Annotated in this window: 16 protein-coding genes; 3 read left to right on the forward strand and 13 right to left on the reverse strand. The window is 73.7% G+C overall.

The features are described 5' to 3' along the window. Window positions 1–120 precede the first annotated feature (120 nt). Window positions 121–2,991, reverse strand: coding sequence for a winged helix-turn-helix domain-containing protein (locus tag ABT154_RS22475; protein WP_502969564.1), 2,871 nt, complete (start codon window positions 2,989–2,991; stop codon window positions 121–123). Window positions 2,992–3,205: 214 nt separating this feature from the next. Between ABT154_RS22475 and ABT154_RS22480 the strand changes: the two genes are divergently transcribed. Next, window positions 3,206–3,652, forward strand: coding sequence for a DUF6325 family protein (locus ABT154_RS22480; RefSeq protein ID WP_351858608.1), 447 nt, complete (start codon window positions 3,206–3,208; stop codon window positions 3,650–3,652). A gap of 56 nt (window positions 3,653–3,708) precedes the next feature. Continuing rightward, entirely contained in the window at window positions 3,709–3,993 is a 285-nt protein-coding gene (locus ABT154_RS22485; RefSeq protein WP_351858610.1) for an SHOCT domain-containing protein, read from the forward strand. Here ABT154_RS22485 and ABT154_RS22490 read toward each other — a convergent pair. Next, on the reverse strand, window positions 3,990–4,541 hold the full coding sequence (locus ABT154_RS22490; RefSeq protein ID WP_351858611.1) for an NADPH-dependent FMN reductase: 552 nt from the start codon (window positions 4,539–4,541) through the stop codon (window positions 3,990–3,992). The two genes, ABT154_RS22485 and ABT154_RS22490, sit on opposite strands and share 4 nt — an antisense overlap. Before the next feature lie 210 nt (window positions 4,542–4,751). Between ABT154_RS22490 and ABT154_RS22495 the strand changes: the two genes are divergently transcribed. Further along, window positions 4,752–5,447: a phosphatase PAP2 family protein gene (locus ABT154_RS22495; RefSeq protein WP_351858612.1), complete on the forward strand. Its 696-nt coding sequence runs from the start codon at window positions 4,752–4,754 to the stop codon at window positions 5,445–5,447. 48 nt (window positions 5,448–5,495) lie between these two features. Here the strand turns inward: ABT154_RS22495 and ABT154_RS22500 are convergent, their stop codons facing one another. From ABT154_RS22500 to ABT154_RS22550, 11 genes are read right to left on the reverse strand one after another with little or no spacing between them, the layout of a single operon-like run. Then, window positions 5,496–6,815: a glutamate-1-semialdehyde 2,1-aminomutase gene (locus tag ABT154_RS22500; RefSeq protein WP_351858613.1), complete on the reverse strand. Its 1,320-nt coding sequence runs from the start codon at window positions 6,813–6,815 to the stop codon at window positions 5,496–5,498. Between the two features lie 7 nt (window positions 6,816–6,822). Next, window positions 6,823–7,374 carry a dTDP-4-dehydrorhamnose 3,5-epimerase gene (gene rfbC / locus ABT154_RS22505; RefSeq protein WP_317878347.1) on the reverse strand — a complete coding sequence of 184 codons (552 nt, stop codon included), beginning with the start codon at window positions 7,372–7,374 and terminating at the stop codon, window positions 6,823–6,825. Next, window positions 7,371–8,591 carry a polysaccharide pyruvyl transferase family protein gene (locus tag ABT154_RS22510; protein ID WP_351858614.1) on the reverse strand — a complete coding sequence of 407 codons (1,221 nt, stop codon included), beginning with the start codon at window positions 8,589–8,591 and terminating at the stop codon, window positions 7,371–7,373. The genes rfbC and ABT154_RS22510 overlap by 4 nt, the downstream gene beginning before the upstream one ends. Then, a complete protein-coding gene (locus ABT154_RS22515) occupies window positions 8,588–9,535 on the reverse strand; it encodes a glycosyltransferase family 2 protein (RefSeq protein ID WP_351858615.1) in 948 nt (315 codons plus the stop codon). Before ABT154_RS22515 ends, ABT154_RS22510 begins: the two co-directional genes overlap by 4 nt. Then, on the reverse strand, window positions 9,532–10,842 hold the full coding sequence (locus ABT154_RS22520) for an MATE family efflux transporter (RefSeq protein ID WP_351858616.1): 1,311 nt from the start codon (window positions 10,840–10,842) through the stop codon (window positions 9,532–9,534). Before ABT154_RS22520 ends, ABT154_RS22515 begins: the two co-directional genes overlap by 4 nt. Window positions 10,843–10,847: 5 nt before the next feature. Then, window positions 10,848–12,101, reverse strand: coding sequence for a DUF4910 domain-containing protein (locus ABT154_RS22525; RefSeq protein WP_351858668.1), 1,254 nt, complete (start codon window positions 12,099–12,101; stop codon window positions 10,848–10,850). A 59-nt stretch (window positions 12,102–12,160) separates the two neighbouring features. Beyond that, a complete protein-coding gene (locus tag ABT154_RS22530) occupies window positions 12,161–13,186 on the reverse strand; it encodes an NAD-dependent epimerase/dehydratase family protein (protein ID WP_351858617.1) in 1,026 nt (341 codons plus the stop codon). A gap of 3 nt (window positions 13,187–13,189) precedes the next feature. Beyond that, on the reverse strand, window positions 13,190–13,837 hold the full coding sequence (locus ABT154_RS22535; RefSeq protein ID WP_351858618.1) for a PIG-L deacetylase family protein: 648 nt from the start codon (window positions 13,835–13,837) through the stop codon (window positions 13,190–13,192). Further along, window positions 13,834–14,649: a sugar phosphate nucleotidyltransferase gene (locus ABT154_RS22540; RefSeq protein ID WP_351858619.1), complete on the reverse strand. Its 816-nt coding sequence runs from the start codon at window positions 14,647–14,649 to the stop codon at window positions 13,834–13,836. The genes ABT154_RS22535 and ABT154_RS22540 overlap by 4 nt, the downstream gene beginning before the upstream one ends. Continuing rightward, complete coding sequence (locus ABT154_RS22545; protein ID WP_351858620.1) at window positions 14,646–15,881, reverse strand: class I SAM-dependent methyltransferase; 1,236 nt, start codon at window positions 15,879–15,881, stop codon at window positions 14,646–14,648. Before ABT154_RS22545 ends, ABT154_RS22540 begins: the two co-directional genes overlap by 4 nt. Further along, window positions 15,878–17,089: a glycosyltransferase gene (locus tag ABT154_RS22550; protein WP_351858621.1), complete on the reverse strand. Its 1,212-nt coding sequence runs from the start codon at window positions 17,087–17,089 to the stop codon at window positions 15,878–15,880. Before ABT154_RS22550 ends, ABT154_RS22545 begins: the two co-directional genes overlap by 4 nt. Window positions 17,090–17,094: the final 5 nt, after the last annotated feature.

Below are 17,094 nucleotides of genomic sequence, written 5' to 3' on the forward strand. Positions count from 1 at the left end.
CGGCCTGCCGCCGGTCCCATTGGAGCGGAGGGACCGGCACGGCGCTTCACCCGTCGCGGGGGAGGCGGGGCGGTCGGAGGGAAGCGGGCGGACGCGGGATGCGGCGCGGGCGCCTCGGCCTCACAGCAGCCGGAGCTCGCGGGCACGGCGGACCGCGTCGTTGCGCCGGTTCACCGCCAGCTTCCGGTAGGCCCCCTTGAGATGGGTCTTCACCGTGTTCACCGAGAGGTACAGGTCGGCGGCGATCTCCTCCGTCGACATCATCAGGGCCAGCCGCCGCAGCACATCGCGCTCGCGCTCGCTCAGTTCCCCCACGGCGAGCGGGGCGGAACCCGCCTCACCCGCCCCCGGAGCACCGGCCGGCGCCGGGCCCGGGGCGAGCCACCCGGCGGCCAGCTCCCGCAGGGGCGGTACGGCCAGGAGGTGCCGTATCCACGGCCTGGCGTCCAGGAACGGCCGCCGCAGCCGCTCGCGCCGGGCGTCGAGGAGAGCCTGCGCGACGAGCTTGCGCGCGGTGTCGCCGTCCCCCGCCTCCTCCGCGATGTGCGCCCTGACCAGTGCCGCCCGGACGGTCACCGCCGGTCCGGCCCGGCCGCCGGCCCGGACGCCCTCGACGAGTTCGGCCGCCGCCCCGGTCCGGCCCGCGTCGAGCAGCAGCCGCGCCGCCTCCACGGCGCACGCCGGATGATCCATGGACACGCCGTCGAGTACCTCGGCGGCCTGCTCCGCCCGCCCTTCGGCCAGGTGGGCCGCTGAGACGAGCAGCGCCTCGTGGCTCGCCGCCCAGGGCGAGTCGACGGCGGCGGCGACCGCGGGGTGCGCCGCCGCGGCGGCGGCGCGCGGATGCCCCTGGACCAGCAGGAGACGGCCCAGGGCGAGGGCCTGTCCCGCCGCGGTCACCGGATCGTGCGCGGTCGCTTCGAGCTGCGCCGTCTCGTCGAGGAGCGCCCGCGCCCGGTCCAGCTCGTCCCGGTCCACGGCCACCGCCGCCAGGACGATGCGCCCGAGCCCCTGTCCCGGGCCGAAGCCGGGTCCCGGTCCGGCGCCGAGGGCCGAGTCGGGAGGCGGCTCGGGGGCGGGACCGCGCTCGGGGCCGGATCCGGGACCGGGTTCGGGTCGGAGGCCGGACTCGGCCCCGGACGACGGGGGCGGGCCGTGCCGCTCCGCCTCGGACGACCCCGCCAGCACCCTGCGTTCGGCCCTGCCCGGCCAGCCGTTCAGGTAGTCGATCAGCGCCAGGTGCTCTCTCGACTCCTCCAGGGGCCGCGCGACGGAGGCCGAGCGGGAGGTCTCGGACACGGCGGTCAGGGCGGCGCGCGCGTCCTCGAACCGCCCGGCCCACAGGAGCGCGGAGCCCAGATGCGTCCCCAGGAGCGCGCCGTGCTCGGGATGCCCGTCCAGGAGCCGGGCGGGCACCTCCTGCCCCAGCCGCACGGCCGCCTCCGCGGCCTGCTCGGCCCGTTCGGGACAGCCGGAGAGCCGGGCGGCCAGCGCTTCGAGGAGCGCCCGGCCGAGCTGCGCGGCGGGCGCGTCCGGGGCGGCGGAGGCCGCGAGTTCCTCCCCGGCCCGCCGCAGATGGGTGAGGCCGCGGGGGAGGTCGTACCGGGACAGGTCAAGGGCCGCCCGTACGAGCTCCGGCGCCGTGCCCGTGGCCTCGGGCGGCATCTCGGAGCACAGCCGGACCAGGTCGTCGGAGCGCAGGCCGGTGAAGAGCTGCCCGATGGCCAGGTCCTCGACGAGCGTGGCGGCGGTGAAGCCCCATTCGCCCGCGGCGGTGCTGTGGGCGAGCGTCTCGTACAGGGACCCGGAACGGCGTAGCCAGCGGGCGGCCCTGCGGTGCAGTTCCGGCTCCAGGGCGGGGAGGCGTTCGCGCAGATGGGCCCGGAGTATCTCCCTGAACAGCGGGTGGAGCCGGTACGAGGAGTGCCCGAGGGCCTCGACGAAGGCGTTATCGCGGACCAGCGCGCGCAGCAGCGGCTCGGCGTCGATCCGGCCGGTGAGGGCGTTCGCCAGGCCGGGGTTGAACCGGGTCAGGACACTGACCCGCAGCAACAGGTCCTGGGCCTCCTCCGGCCGCCCCTTGAGCACTTCCGCGAGCAGGAAGTCCGCCACCGTGCTCCGGTCCGCCTCGAATTCCTCGAGGTACGCCTCCGGGTCGGGGCTCTCGCGCGCGGCCAGGGCGCAGAGCCGCAGGCCGGCCGCCCAGCCGCGGGTACGGTCCACCAGGGAGCCCACCGCCTCGGCCGACAGGCTCAGACCGTGCAGGTCGAGCAGGGCGCCGGCCTCCTCACGGGTGAAGGCCAGCTCCGCGGCGCGGATCTCCGTCAGCCGGCCGGCCAGCCGGTAGCCGTGCAGGGGCATCAGGGGCTCGGTACGGCTGCCGATGACCAGGCGCAGGCCGAGGCCGGCGTGGCGCAGGACGAGTGCCAGCTGCTCCGCGACCTCCGGGGAGGTCACCCGGTCGAACTCGTCGATGACCAGCACCGCGGGCTCGGCGAGCTCGCTCAGCCGGGCCGCGAGTGCCTCCAGCAGCCTGGGGTCCACCTCGGCGGCGTCCGGCGGGACCGCCAGCGCGCGCGGCAGGGGGGTGCCGCTGCCGCGCAGGGCCCGTAGGACGTACGTCCAGAACACCGCCGGGCGCTCGTCCCCGGCCTCGGCGGTGAGCCAGGCGACCGGACGGCCCAGAGTGGCCGCCCAGTCGGCGGTCAGCAGGGTCTTGCCGGCCCCGGCGGGGCCGTTCACCAGCGTCAGGGGCGTTCCACGGGCCCGGCCGAGGCGCTCCACGAGCCGCTGCCGCCGCAGGAACGTGGCGGGCCGCGTCGGCGGCACGATCCGCGTCCGCAGGAAGGGGTCACCGAGGGGCGGGCCCGGGGGATCGCCGAGGGGGTCGCCCAGGGGATCGTCGAGCGGGTCGCCCGGGGGATCGGTCCGGGTGCGGGCGTCGCCCGGCGTGTCCTCGTCGGTCTCTGCCACGGCGCTCACCGTCACCATCCGTCGTACCGGTCGACCTTCGGAGTTCCCTCCTCCAGGATCCGTCGATACGCCGCTCCGCGCACGGGCCGGGCGGTAGGCGGGCCGGGCGGAAGGCGTCCCGCACCGGCTCCGAGGGGGAGGGACAACAGGTGCGAGGGATGGCGGGTGGTGTTGGAATGGCAGGGGTGATCCCGCGCCCTGGGGCGTGGGCCACGAAGGTGAAGGAGTGGCGATGAGCGAGGATTTCCCGGAGCTCCAGGACATGGGGCCCGTCGACTACCTGATCGTCGAGTTTCCCGGCAGCCGGATGACGGGTGAGGGGTTCCCCCTGCTCGTCGACCTGGTCGACCGGGGCATCATCCGGGTGCTCGACCTGCTGTTCGTCCGCAAGGGCGAGGACGGTTCGGTGTCCGTGCTGGAACTGAGCGACATGGGGGGCGAGTTCGACCTCTCGGTGTTCGAGGGGGCCTCGTCGGGGCTGCTGGACCAGAGCGACATCGACGATGCCGGTGGTGCGCTGGAGCCCGGCAACTCCGCCGGGATCATCGTGTACGAGAACCTGTGGGCGGCCCCGTTGGCACGGGCCATGCGGCGCGGTGGCGGCCAGTTCGTGGCCGGCGGGCGGATTCCCGTCCAGGCGCTGCTGGCCTCGCTGGAGGCGGCGGAGGAGGCGGCGTGAACCGTGCCGTCGTCGCTGCCCGCTCCGTATCTCGTGTTCCTGGGAGATGACTGAACATGCCCGGACTTCTTCGTGGCGTCGCCCGTACCGCCGTGGTGGCGGGTACGGCCACCGCCGTGTCCAACCGTGTGTCCCGCCGGCAGGCGGGACGCTGGGCGCAGCAGGAGGAACCGCAGTACCAGCAGCAGTACCAGCAGCAGCCCCAGCAGCCGCCACCGGCGCCCGCCGCTGACGACATGGGCTCCAAGATCGACCAGCTGAAGCAGCTGGGTGAGCTCAAGGAACAGGGCGTGCTGACCGCCGAGGAGTTCGAGGCGCAGAAGCGCCGCATCCTCGGCTAGCCGGTCGCGGTCGTCCCCGTGGCCAGCAGGTCCATCACCCGGGCGATGTCGCGGCGCACGTCCGGGTCGGTGATCAGACCCTCCGCGTCGACCGTCCCACGGTCGACCGGGACCTTCACACAGGCCGGTTCCACGATGTCGGCGCCGGTGTAGCCCAGTACGGTCCGCAGGGTGGCGTCCGCGCCCTGGCCCCGGCCGGGGGCGGCCGCGTTGATCCAGGCGGTCGGCTTGTCGCAGATCTCGGTTCCGCCGACCGTCCAGTCGAGCAGGTTCTTGAAGGAACCCGGCAGCGTGCCCGCGTACTCCGGGGCGCAGATCAGGATCCCCGCCGCCGCGTCGATCGCCGCGCGCAGCTCGGTCACGGGGGAGGGCAGCGGGTCGGCGTCCTCGTCGGGGTTGAAGTGCGGGAGCCGCGCCAGACCGTCGTACAGGGCGGTGCGCACCTGCACGGACGGCGCCAGGTCCTGCGCGGTACGCAGCACGGCCTCGTTGGTGGACCCGGAGCGCAGGCTTCCCGACAGCAGCAGAATCAAGGGCGAAGTGGTCACCGGCTCAACCTACCGTTCGAACGCTTCTCCGGGTGTGCGCTCCTTCGGGCCACCCGCTGTGCGCGCCCGCGTTGTTGGCTAGGGTGCCCGAGGGGACGGTCGGGGGACCATCCGTGGGGGACCGGGGGAGTGGACGTTGCTGCGCACGGCGGAGTCGAAGGTCACCGACAGCCGGAGGAACACCGTGGACCGACCGGGCACGGTGGGCCGGTGAACGGCCGTCCGGCGTCCCCGGTGCTGCCCGCGCCGCTGCGCGTGTGGCTCGGGCCGGTCGCGGCCCTCGCCGCGCTGGCGGTCCTCGCGCTCGGAGTGCTGTACGCGGGTGCCGGCGCGCCGGGCAGGGTGGACGCACGGATCCTGGCGGCGGTGGACGGAGTGGCGCCGCCGTGGCGGGACGTCGCACTGGCCGTGGACTTCCTGGGCGAGCCGGTGGGAGCGGCGACGCTGGTCGTGGCCGCGGTGACGGGCTGTCTGCTGCTGCGGCGGCCCCGCGCGGCGGCGCTCGTCGTCGGCGGCGTCGGCCTGGCGGTGGGGACGACGACACTCCTCAAGTCCCTGGTGGGTCGCACCATCCACGGCGAGGAGAACCTGTCCTTCCCGAGCGGGCACACCGCCTTCCTCACCGCGTTCGCCCTGGTGGTGGCGCTGCTCGTGACCGGTCGGCTCGGTCTCGGCAGAACGGCCGGCACCTCGCTCGTCCTCATCGTGGGGCTGCTCGCGGGCACCGCCATGGGCTGGGCGCAGGTTGCCCTGGGCGCGCACTACCCGACCGACGCCCTCGGCGGCTGGTCCACCGCGCTGGCGGTGGTTCCGGCGACCGCGTGGCTGGTCGACCGCACGGCCGACCGGTCCGCCGGACCCACCGCCGACCGGACGGCCGACACCGGCCGGCAGGCCCGCCGCTGACGTTTCCGCACGTCACAGCGGCGGCGCCGCACCTCACCTCATCTCACCTCACACCGAGCGGCGGAACACCGGCTTCACCGGCCGCCCGGCGAGCCAGGGGCCGGGGTCCCCGGCGTCCAGCGCCTTCCGGTACACCGCGCACGCCTGGGCCACCACGTCGACGGTCCGGTCGATGTCCTCCTCGCCGAGCGCGCCGCTCACCACGAACGACGGGGCGAGCACCCCGCCCGCGAGGAGCCGGCGCAGGAACAGGGTGCGGTACTCCTGCGACGGCCGCCCGCTCTCGTCGAGGGTCGCGAACACCAGATTGCTGGCCCGGCCCCGTACGACGAGGTGGTCACCGACGCCCATGGCGTCCGCCGCGCCACGGACACCGGCGGCCAGCCGCTCGCCGAGGGCGTGCAGTCGCGCGGTGACGCCCTCTTCGGCGTACGTGGTCTGCACGGCCATCGCGGCGGCCAGCGAGTGGGTCTCCGCGCCGTGCGTGGTGGACAGCAGGAACACCCGGTCGCCGGAGTGGCGCAGCCCGCCCCACTCCATCAGTTCACGGCGCCCGGCCAGCGCGGAGACGGCGAATCCGTTGCCCAGCGCCTTGCCGAAGGTGGAGAGGTCGGGGACCACGCCGTACAGGCCCTGGGCGCCCGCCTCCGACCAGCGGAAGCCGGTGATCATCTCGTCGAAGACCAGCACGCAGCGGTGCCGGTCGGCCAGCTCGCGCAGACCGGCGAGATACCCGGGCGGCGGCTCGGTGTGGGTGGCGGGTTCGAGGATCAGACAGGCGATCTCGCCCTCGTGCCGGGTGAGCAGTTCCTCCGTGGCCGGCAGGTCCCCGTACGGGAACGTCACCGTGAGGTCGGTGGCCGGGATGCCCGCCGACATCGGCGTCGTCCCGATGAACCAGTCGTCGACGGAGAAGAACGGATGGTTGCCGCAGAGGGCCACCCGGGGGCGCCCGGTGACGGCGCGGGCGAGCCGCACGGCGGCGGTGGTCGCGTCGGAGCCGTTCTTCGCGAACTTGACCATCTCGGCGGTCGGCACGGTGGCGAGGAAGCGTTCCGCCGCCTCGACCTCCACGATCGACGGCCGGACGAAGTTGCTGCCGCGGTCGATCTCCCGTCGCACCGCCTCGGTCACGCGCGGGTGGGCGTGCCCGAGGCTGACCGACCGCAGGCCGGAGCCGTACTCGATGTAGCGGTTTCCGTCGATGTCCCACACATGGGCACCCCGGCCGTGGCTGATGACCGGGGCCAGGCCCTCGGGGTACTGGTCGTCGCCCTTGGCGTAGGTGTGCGCGCCGCCGGGGATCAGGGCGTGCAGCCGCTCGTTCGCCTGCCGCGATCGGGGGAGCTCGAACTCTTCGGTGGTCACGGCGCTCTCAGCTCTCCTTCTGCTTGAGGACCTCGGCGAGGCTCGGCGCCTCCCGGTCCCGCCGGGACATCGAGGTGGCCGGAAGCGGCCACGGAATGGCGAGCTCCGGGTCGTCGAAGGCGATCGTCACGTCCTCGGCCGGATCGTGCGGCCGGTCGATCCGGTACGAGGTGTCGGCGGTGTCGGTCAGCGCCTGGAAGCCGTGCGCGCACCCCGCCGGGATGTACAGCGTCGTCTGCGTCTCGTCGGACAGTTCGAAGAAGGCCCGGTTGCGGTAGGTCGGCGAGTCCGGCCGCAGGTCCACGACGACGTCGAAGATCCTCCCGTACGAGCACCGTACGAGCTTGGCCTCGCCGTCGCCGGAGCGCAGGTGCAGGCCGCGCAGCACGCCCCGGACCGAGCGGGACAGGCTGTCCTGGACGAAGGCGCCCGGGTCGAGGCCGACCGAGCGGACCACGTCGGCGTCGAAGGTGCGGCTGAAGAAGCCGCGTTCGTCGGCGTACGGCGTCGGCTCGAACAGGTACGCGCCGGCGATCTCCGGTACTGCGGTCGCTTTCATGGAGCCTCTCGATACGCGGGTGCGTGGTGGGGGGCGGCCGGGAACAGGGCCGCGGTCAGTGCGTCGAACTGGTGCTGGAGGCGAAGGGCGGCGGCGAGGTTCCGCTCGGCGAGGGTCTGTCGCAGCTCGGCCGACCGCTTCTCCAGGGCTCGGAACTGTTCGAGCAGCCGGTCGGCGTCGACCTCGCGCGCAGGGTGGCAGTACGCGGCGAGGCCCATCCGGTCCATGAGCGCGTCGCTCTTCGCGGCGTAGCCGAGCGCGAGCGTCGGCGTTCCGACCTTCAGCGCGCAGACCAGGTTGTGGTAGCGGGTGGCGACCACGGTGTCGGCCGCCGCCATCTCCTTCATCAGGTCGGCGAGCGAGGCCGCGTCGGCGGCGGTGACCAGCGGTGAGTCCACCGCGTCGAGGATCGCGGCGACCACCGTCGCGTCGCACGCGTCGCCGGTCAGGAGCCGGACCGGTCTGCCCTCCCCGACGAGCGCCCGGACGAAGCGGGTCGTCCCTTCGACATAGCGCCGGTGGATCTCCTCGGCGCGGTCGCGGTCGTCGTTGCTCCCGTGGAAGTCCATGACGCCGACGCAGACCGTGCCCGGCGGACCCGAGGGCGCGCCCGACCGTGGCGTGGGCAGGGCGAACGCGAGGTCGGGGTAGACCTCGTCGCGCGCGGTGTCCACGCCCATCGCCCGTATCGCGTCGCGCGAGGGGGAATCCCGGTACGACCGGTACGAGGCGAGCCGGGCCGACCAGCGCACCAGGGCCCGCGTCGGCCGCTCGCGGATCGCGGCGGCGCCGACCCCGACCAGCGCGACCCGGGTGCCGAGCAGCCGGCCCGAGGCGCAGAGCAGGAACAGCGAGTACGGGAATCCCCACGGCCGCAGCGGCAGCGTGGCCTCCAGGACGCCCATGCCCGGCACGATCACCACGTCGTGCCGGCGCACCCAGGCGGCGGTGCGGAAGACGTCGACGAGTTTGCCCAGCCCCTTCCCCACGACCGCGCCCGCCCGCGACGCGGTCCGGTACTCCCCGCGGTACCAGTGCAGCCGCGTCGCGGGGATGCCGTACCGGGCCGCGACGGTCTCGGGGCCGCCGCACAGCGCGTCCACGGCCGCCTGCGGGTGCTCGGCGCGGAGGTACCCGAGCACGGCCTCCAGCGAGCCGTCGTTCCCGAGGTTGCCGGAGCCGAGCAGGCCGAACACCCCGACGCGCACCGGAGTCACGCCCGCCTCCCCTCGCGCCCGGCGACGATGGCGTCGAGGGAGACGGTGAGCAGCGCCGGATCGACCGGCGCGCGGTCCTCGACCCGCTCCCCGGCGCCGGGACGGGCCCGGCTGCCCGCCCACTCGGCCAGGTGCCGGTAGCAGGCGCGCCGGTCGGCAGGGGACAGCGGCGCCCGCCGGATCGCCGCGACGAAGCCCCAGACGTACTCGGCGAGCAGCCGGGGCGTCGGGTGCAGCGGGCCCGCCCGGCGCGGGTCCAGGTTGACGCACCGGGACCGCTTGGACGGGTTGGCCCGCTCGGCGCGGGTGGGGTGGTCCCGGCGGAAGTACAGCAGCTCCGGCACCTGGTGGAAGGGGCCGTTCAGGCCGATCTCGGCGACGAACGTGCGGTCCGCGTGGTGGTAGCTGTCGTGCGGCTTCACCCGGCGCAGCACGTCGGCCCGCATCACCCCGTAGAAGTCGTCGCCGCCGGGCTCGAACAGCATGCTGCGGAAGCGCTCCGGCGGGCGGGGGGAGGCGGTGGCGAGCCCGTACTCGTACGGGACCTTCACCTGGCCCTCGCCGTCGATGACCGCCTGGTCGGCGTGGGCGAGGATCACCTCCGGGCGCTCGTCCAGCGCCTCCACACAGCGCCGCAGCAGGTCCCGGGCGTACAGGTCGTCGTGCGAGGCCCACTTGAACAGCTCGCCGCGGCACTCGGTGAACACGTAGTTGTGGTTCGGTGCGGCGCCGATGTTCCGGGGCAGCCGGATGTAGCGGATGCGCGAGTCCCGCGCGGCGTACGTACGGCAGACGTCCCGGGTCCCGTCGGTCGAGGCGTTGTCGGAGATGACCAGCTCGAAGTCCTCGTAGGTCTGGCCGAGCAGGGCTTCGAGCGATTCGGCGAGGTACTCCTCGCCGTTGTACACGGGCAGGCCGACGCTCAGCCTGGGTCGGGAGGTCATGAGGTCCTCACTTCGGGGATGGGATTCCGGTGGTGCTCGCGCAGGGCGGCACGCAGCTGCAGCCACCACACGGCCGAGCTGCCCAGGGTGGCGGCGGCGACGCCCCAGGCCGAGCCGGCCGTGCCGGCCGCCGCGGCGCCGCCGAGCCCGCCGACGACGTAGCAGGCGGAGGCGGTCAGTTGGCTGCGCAGACTGCGCCTGGCTGCGCCGAGCGCGCGCAGCCCGGCCGCCGCGCCGGTGCCGAGTCCGGCGCCCGCGACGCCGAGGGTGACCGGCACGATGAGCTGGGAGGCGGAGTGCCAGACGCCGCCGAGCACGAGCTCGCCGAGCCGGTCCGGGACGAGCAGCAGTGCCCCGCCCCAGAGCGTCGCGGCGACGGCCTGACCGCCGCCCAGCAGCAGACAGAACGCGGCGAGGCGGTGCGGGGCCCGCCGCAGCACCCGCGCCGCCTCCGCGACGGTGACCAGGGAGAGCCCCATCAGCACGGCGAGGAACGGGCCGAGCAGCAGCTCCGCGCCCCGGACCACCCCCACCGCGCCGACGCCGACGATCGCGCCGAGCCCGTACGCCCGCAGCTGGCTCGCACCGCTGTTGGTGACGTTCTCGACGAGGTACCGGGAGCCCAGGTCGTGGTGCTCGCGCAGCCACTCGCGTGCTCCGGCAGGCCGGGGCCGGACGCCGGACTGGACGACGCCGTACACCGCGGCCACCGCGGCGGACACCCCCCAGGCGAGCACGAAGGCGCCCACGCTGCCGTCACGGGCCGCCACCACCATGGCGGGGACGAGCGCGACCGCCCACACCATGTCGTTGACGAACGCCTTCCGCCCGGCGCCGGCGGCGAAGAACGCGAACCGCCAGGCGTCCTGGAGCAGCAGCCCCGGCAGGACGACACCGAGGCAGGCGAACGCGCCCCCCACCCGGCCGCCGAGAGCGAGGCCGAACAGCAGCGACGCCGCGCCGAGGGCGGCGCCCACGCCGAGCGCCGTACCCGCCGACCGGGCCACCGCGGTGCGCCAGGAAGCGGCCGGGACAGCGCTGAAGCGCACCACCAGCGGATCGGTGGCGAGGCCGCGGGAGACGTTGAGCACCACGCCGTAGGTCACCCAGGCCAGGCTGAACACACCGAAGGCGGTCAGCCCCAGCGACCGTGCGACGTAGATGCCCACCGCGAAGTTGGACACGCTGGAGGCCGCCTGGTCTGCCAACCCCCAGGACAGCCTCCCCGCGACGGCCCGCCGGGCGGCCGACCGGGTGCTCTCCGCCTCCGCCGGCGGCTTCGTCGTGTTCCCTCCTTCGGCGGCCATGGGTGTCATGCCTTGATCAGCCCGGCGCCGCGCAGGGCGTCGGCCGCCGCGGCGACGGTGTCGAAGGGCAGCCCCGACCGCCGGGCGATGTCCAGCAGGCTGTGCCCGCCGTCGGAGAGGTTGAGCACCCAGAGCATGGCCATCTGCGCCTGCTTGGTGTCGCTGCGCCCGCCGAGTGCTTCGTACAGCCCGCGCCGGCCCAACTGCGGCTCGCCGTAGGGGCTGAGGTTGACGTACCGCCGGTTGCGGTCGAGCACGGCGAACGCCTCCCGGCAGACGGCGAGAGTGTCCGCCATCGCCTCCGGGGAGACGAACTCCGGGTTGTCCGCCGAGGTGTGATACTCGGGGTAACCGGCGTACGGGGTCCGGGTGAGCGAGCCCACGCCGAGATCGAACCCGGGTGAGCAGAACTGCCGCTCGTCATACCCGTACGGAGTGAACTCGTTCACGCCGTACGGGCGTTCGGAGGCGGCGAGGACGTGCCGCATCACCCGGTCGATCTCCGCGTCGCCGCGTCGGCTCTGCTTGTACGTCAGCCGGCCCCGGTCTCCCGCGCAGGCCAGCACGAGCCCGTGCTTGACCTGGTCCACCCGCTCCGCGTTGCGGGCCAGCCAGGTGATCGCCCCGATCGTGCCGGGCGCGAACAGGAACCGGTAGGTGTAGTACGGGTTCCGCTCCGCCAGCTCACGGGCGAGGAACGTCGCCACCGCGATCCCCGCCAGGTTGTCGTTGGCCAGCGACGGATGGCAGACGTGGCACGAGACGATCACCTCCTCGGCCACCTGCCCCGGCACCACGTGCTCGGCGTAGGTGAGATGCCCGTCGGCGAGGGTGGAGTCGACGCACACCTCGTACTCGCCGTCCGGCATCGCGTCCAGGGTCTCCTGCGCCAGACAGAACCCCCACTCCGGCTTGTAGTAACTGGTGCGGTACGGCACCCAGGACGGCTGGTCCGGCAGGGTGTGCAGATGCCCCCGCAGCTCGGACAGCGGCATGGTCCGCGCCACCGGCACGCTGTAGCCGAGCACGTGCAGGCTGGACGCGGCGAAGTCGACGACCCGGTGGCCGGAGCCGTCGGCGATGTACGCGTCCCGGATGTTCCACTCCTGCGGCACCGTCCAGTCGAGCACCTGCGTCCCGGTCGGCACCTCGTGCACCTGAAGCGGGATGTACTCGCCGACGATGTCCAGGGTGGCGCGCACACCGTCGCCCGTGATGCTCCGGCACAGCGGGTACAGCCGCTCCACCAGCTCGTGCATCCGGTCGCCGGCCGCGCGCGCCCCCCGGGCGACCGCGTCGTTCTCCTCGTCGGCCGTGGTCACCGGCGCCACCGCAGGGTGTCGTCGACGGCGCCGGCCTCGGACGCCGCGCGCAGCACGGCCAGACGGGTGAAGCGTCGCTCGAAGTCCTCCCTGGTCAGGTCGAACTGCCGGTAGGCGTCGGCGAGTTCGAGCGCGCCCCGCTTCACCGTCCATTCGCAGTCGAAGCCGGGAATCGCGGCGCGGAACCGGGAGAAGTCCACCCGGTACGAGCGCGGGTCGGCGCCGTTCTCGCCGGTGATCCGCACCTTCGAGCCGGGCACCGCCTCGGCGACCTGCTCGGCGATCTCGGCGACCGTGACGTTGTTGACCTCGCTGCCGATGTTGAACGCCCGGTCGTGCACCGCCTCCCGGGGCGCGACCAGCGCCGCCGCGAAGGCCCGCGCGATGTCGGCGGCGTGCACCAGCGGTCGCCAGGGGGTGCCGTCGGACAGCACGAGCACCTCGCCGGACAGCAGCGCGTGGCCCACCAGGTTGTTCAGCACGATGTCGGCGCGCAGCCTGGGGGAGTAGCCGAAGGCCGTGGCGTTGCGCATGTACACCGGGCTGAACCCGTCGTCGGCCAGCGCGTGCAGGTCGTCCTCCACCCGCACCTTGGACTCCGCGTACGGCGTGACCGGGCGCAGCGGAGCGTCCTCGGCCACCAGCTCGTCGCCGCCGGCGGCGCCGTACACCGAGCATGTCGACGCGTACAGGAAGCGCCGCGCCCCGGCCTCGCGGGCCAGCCGGGCGAGCCGTACGGACGCGTGGTGGTTGATGTCGTAGGTGAGGTCCGGCGCCAGCGAGCCCAGCGGGTCGTTGGAGAGCGCGGCCAGGTGGATCACGGCGTCCACCCCGGCCACGTGCTCGGCCGTGACGTCGCGCAGGTCCACCCGCGGTCCCGGCGGATCGGCGGGCGTCGGCCCGAGCACGCAGTCGGCGAACAGGCCGGCGTCGAGGCCGACGACCTCGTGCCCGGCGGCGGCGAGGACGGGAGCCATGACGGTGCCCAGATAGCCCTGGTGCCCGGTCAGCAGTACGCGCAAGGTTCATTCCCCCAGGTCGAGAGTGAGTTTGGTGACGGCGAACGCCTCGGCGTAGCGCGCGTGGCATTCGATCCCGCGAATCCGGGCGAGCCCGAGGAAGGCCTCCCGGTCGTACCAGGGCCGGTGCCGCTGCGAGGGATAGTGCTCCTGCAGCAGCCGCACCTTCTGTTCGGCGATCTCCGGCGACAGCGGCTGGTACGCCACCGGGCGGCCGAGATCGGCGTCCCACTTCACGATCTCGTAGCCGAGCACGAGATGGTCGCGGAACGCGGTGGGAAGCAGTCGCGCCAGACCGCGGTGGTCCTGATGGGCGTCCTCGGTGCGCGGGGCGAGCACCAGATCGGGGTCGGTCCGCTCGCGCAGCTCCTCGACGGCTGCCTTCGCCTCGTCCCAGTGCGCCGGAAGGCGGCCGTCCGGCAGCTTGAGCACGCTCAGCCGCAGATCGGCACCCGGGCAGAAGGCGGCCAGCGCGGCCCGCTCCTCCTGCTCCCGCTCACCGCCCCCGCCGGAGAGCACCAGCGCGTCGACGCGCAGCCCCGGCCGTGCGAGACACAGCGTGAGCAGCGTGCCCCCGGCGCCGATGGCGATGTCGTCGCAGTGGGCGCCCACCGCGACGACCCGCTCCACGCGCCCGCCCCCGAGCCGGATCACGCCCGCGCCCCGGAGCCGCCCGGGGCGACGGTCACGCCGTCCCGCTCCCACACCGCCCACGGACGCTCGCCCCTGGCGTACGCCTCGTCGAGCGCCGCCCGCTCCTTCACGGTGTCGGTCGGCTTCCAGAAGCCCCGGTGCTGGTGCGCCACCAGACGGCCGCGCTTGGCCAGTTCGGCGCAGCCGTCGGCGACCAGGTCGCCGTTCTCCGGGATGTGGTCGAAGACCTCCTGGCGGAGCACGAAGTAGCCGCCGTTCTCCCACAGCGGCAGCTCGCTCACCGGGGTGATGCCCCCCACCAGGCCGTTGTCGCCCAGGTCCACACAGTGGAACGAGGACTGCGGCGGCACCACCATCATCGACGCACCCGCGTCGCGCCGGGAGAACCGGTCGATCATCTCCGGCAGCGGGGCGTCGGTGACCACGTCGGCGTAGTTGGCGAGGAACATCTCGTCGCCGTCCAGATGGTGCCGCACCCGGCGCAGCCGCTCCCCGATCGGCGACTCCATGCCGGTCTGCGCGAAGGTGATCGTCCAGTCCGATATGTCGGTGGACAGCAGCTCGGGCCGCCCGCCCCGCAGCACGAAGTCGTTGGACGTCGTCTCCTCGTAGTTGAGGAAGAAGTTCTTGATGTGGTCGGCCCCGTACCCCAGGCACAGGATGAACTCCGTGTGCCCGTAGTACGCGTAGTAGCGCATGACGTGCCAGATCAGCGGCCTCGGGCCGACCATCGCCATCGGCTTGGGCACGTCGTCGGAGGCTCCGCTGCGCATCCGCAGCCCGTATCCGCCGCAGAACAGTACGACCTTCATGACTTCACCTCGACAACGCTCAGTTCCGGGATGGGGAAGACGAGCCGGCCGCCCCACTCGTGGACGAAGGACAGCTGCTCGGTCAGCTCCTCCCGCAGGTTCCAGGGGAGGACCAGGACGTAGTCCGGCCTGTCGGCGGCGATCCGCTCGGGCGGCAGGATCGGGATGCGGGTGCCCGGGGTGAACCTGCCGTGCTTGTAGGGGTTGCGGTCCACCGTGTACGCGAGCAGGTCGGGCCGGATCCCGCAGTGGTTGAGCAGGGTGTTGCCCTTGCCCGGGGCGCCGTAGCCGACGACCGTCTCGCCGCGCTCGGCCGCCTCGATGAGGAACCGCAGCAGGTCCCGGCGCACCTTGGCCACCCGGGCGGAGAACTCGGCGTAGCCGGAGAGGTCCCGCAGCCCGGCGGCCTTCTCCCGGTCGAGCACCTCGGACACGCGCTGCGACGGCTCGCCGGCCACCTCGGACGGCCGCGCCCACAGCCGGATCGAGCCGCCGTGCGTGGGCAGCAACTCGACGTCCACGAGCGTCAGTCCGCCACTCGCCAGCGCCCGGACCGCCGACGCCACCGTGTAGTACTGGAAGTGCTCGTGGTAGATCGTGTCGTACTGGTTCTCCTCGATCAGGGTCAGCAGGTGCTGCACCTCGACCGAGACCCAGCCGTCGTCCGCGACCAGGGCCCGCAGCCCCTGGGTGAACCCGACCACGTCGGGGATGTGCGCGTACACGTTGTTCGCCACGACCAGATCCGCCGGGCCGTGCTCGGCGCGGACGGTCGCACCGGTCTCCGGGCTCAGGAACTCCGTGACGGTGGGCACCCCCGCCTCCCGCGCGGTCGCCCCCACGTTCACCGAGGGCTCGACGCCCAGGCAGCGGATCCCCCGGTCCACCACGTGCTTCAGCAGGTACCCGTCGTTGCTCGCGACCTCGACCACGAACGCGCCGGGCCCGAGAGCGAGCCGCTCCACGGAGTCGGCCACGAAGGTCCGCGCGTGCTCCACCCAGGAGGTCGAGTACGAGGAGAAGTACGCGTACTCCTCGAACGTCTCCTCCGGCGTGATCAGCGGCGGGATCTGCGCGAGCCAGCACTCCGTGCACACCCGAAGGTGCAGTGGGTACGCGGGCTCCGGCAGGTCCAGCCGGTCCGCGGCGAGAAAGCTCTCGCACGGAGGCGTCGCCCCCAGGTCGACGACGCTCGTCAGCTCCGCCGAGCCGCAGAGTCGGCATCGTGTCATCTGCTACCCCCCATTGATTCCGTCCGACCCGCTGTCGCGGTGCGGTACTCCTCCACCAGGCGCTCCAGACCGACGGCCGGGCTGAAACCCCGCTCGTAACGGCGCCGGGCCGCCCGGCCCATCTCCCTGTTGCGGTCCGGTCCGGTCGTGATCCGGCGCAGACAGGACGCCAGCGAGGCGGGATCGCCCGGCCGGTGCAACAGCCCGGTCACCCCGTCCTCGACGAGTTCGACGAAGGCGCCGTGACCGGCGGCCACGGCCGGGACCCCGGCCGCCATCGCCTCCGCGACCACCAGGCCGAAGGTCTCCTGGGCCATCGACGGGGCGACCACGCCGACCGACCGCGACACCGCCTCCCGGCACTGGGCCGGGTCGTACAGGCCGACGTACCGCACGTCGTCCCGGCCCGCCGCCCAGGCGGTGACCTCCGCCTCCAGCGGCCCCGCACCTGCGATGACCAGCGGCACACCCACCCCGCCGTCGGCCGCCAGCGCGTCCCACGCGGTCATCAGCAGCCGCACGCCCTTGGCTTCCGCGAGCCGGCCGAGGAAGAGCAGATGCTCGCCGTCGCCCGTCCGGGCGGTGCCCGGGTCGGGCACGAAGTTATGCTTCACCGCGAGGCGCTCGGCGGGCATGCCCGACCGCACCAGGATGTCGCGCTGCGCCGCCGAGATGCAGAGGAACCGCTGCACGCCGGACCACCACCGCCGCCGGTTGACCGCCAGGCTGACCGCGAGCGGAACCGTCGCGAGCCGGGAGTTCCGGTAGCAGCCGTGCCGGACGGCCGGCAGCGCCGCCGCCGATCCCACGCACTCGGTGCACGCCCGGCCGTCCCGGTGCAGCGTGCCCGGCGGGCAGACCTGGGTGTAGTTGTGCAGCGTGGCGACCACGGGCACACCGGCGTCGGCGCAGGCGGCGAGGACCGCGGGCGACAGGAGCGGGAAGACGTTGTGGACGTGCACCACGTCCGGCCGCTCGGAACGGAGCCGGGCGGCGAGTTCCGTGCGGACCGCCGGATTCCACGGCACCAGGAGCGGCACCGCCACCTTGCCGAGCAGCGACCGGGCGGCGATGTCGTCGCTGCGCCGCTCGAACAGGTCGACCCGGTGGCCGGCCGCGCGCAGCAGCCCGACCTCCTCGTCGACGACCCTGTTCTCCCCGCTCGGCTGCGCCGAGGAGTAGCGGTTGTGCACCACAAGGACATGCATGGTCA

The organism is Streptomyces sp. NPDC001728, from assembly GCF_040297565.1.
GTDB lineage: Bacteria > Actinomycetota > Actinomycetes > Streptomycetales > Streptomycetaceae > Streptomyces.

Excerpts from the sequence above, each read along its gene's own strand:
- ABT154_RS22550 (WP_351858621.1), bottom strand. The coding sequence starts at position 17,089 with ATGCATGTCCTTGTGGTGCACAACCGCTACTCCTCGGCGCAGCCGAGC.
- ABT154_RS22545 (WP_351858620.1), bottom strand. The coding sequence starts at position 15,881 with ATGACACGATGCCGACTCTGCGGCTCGGCGGAGCTGACGAGCGTCGTC.
- ABT154_RS22475 (WP_502969564.1), bottom strand. The coding sequence starts at position 2,991 with ATGGTGACGGTGAGCGCCGTGGCAGAGACCGACGAGGACACGCCGGGC.
- ABT154_RS22515 (WP_351858615.1), bottom strand. The coding sequence starts at position 9,535 with ATGACCTCCCGACCCAGGCTGAGCGTCGGCCTGCCCGTGTACAACGGC.
- ABT154_RS22540 (WP_351858619.1), bottom strand. The coding sequence starts at position 14,649 with ATGAAGGTCGTACTGTTCTGCGGCGGATACGGGCTGCGGATGCGCAGC.
- ABT154_RS22525 (WP_351858668.1), bottom strand. The coding sequence starts at position 12,101 with ATGCACGAGCTGGTGGAGCGGCTGTACCCGCTGTGCCGGAGCATCACG.
- ABT154_RS22485 (WP_351858610.1), top strand. The coding sequence starts at position 3,709 with ATGCCCGGACTTCTTCGTGGCGTCGCCCGTACCGCCGTGGTGGCGGGT.
- ABT154_RS22520 (WP_351858616.1), bottom strand. The coding sequence starts at position 10,842 with ATGGCCGCCGAAGGAGGGAACACGACGAAGCCGCCGGCGGAGGCGGAG.
- ABT154_RS22480 (WP_351858608.1), top strand. The coding sequence starts at position 3,206 with ATGAGCGAGGATTTCCCGGAGCTCCAGGACATGGGGCCCGTCGACTAC.
- rfbC (WP_317878347.1), bottom strand. The coding sequence starts at position 7,374 with ATGAAAGCGACCGCAGTACCGGAGATCGCCGGCGCGTACCTGTTCGAG.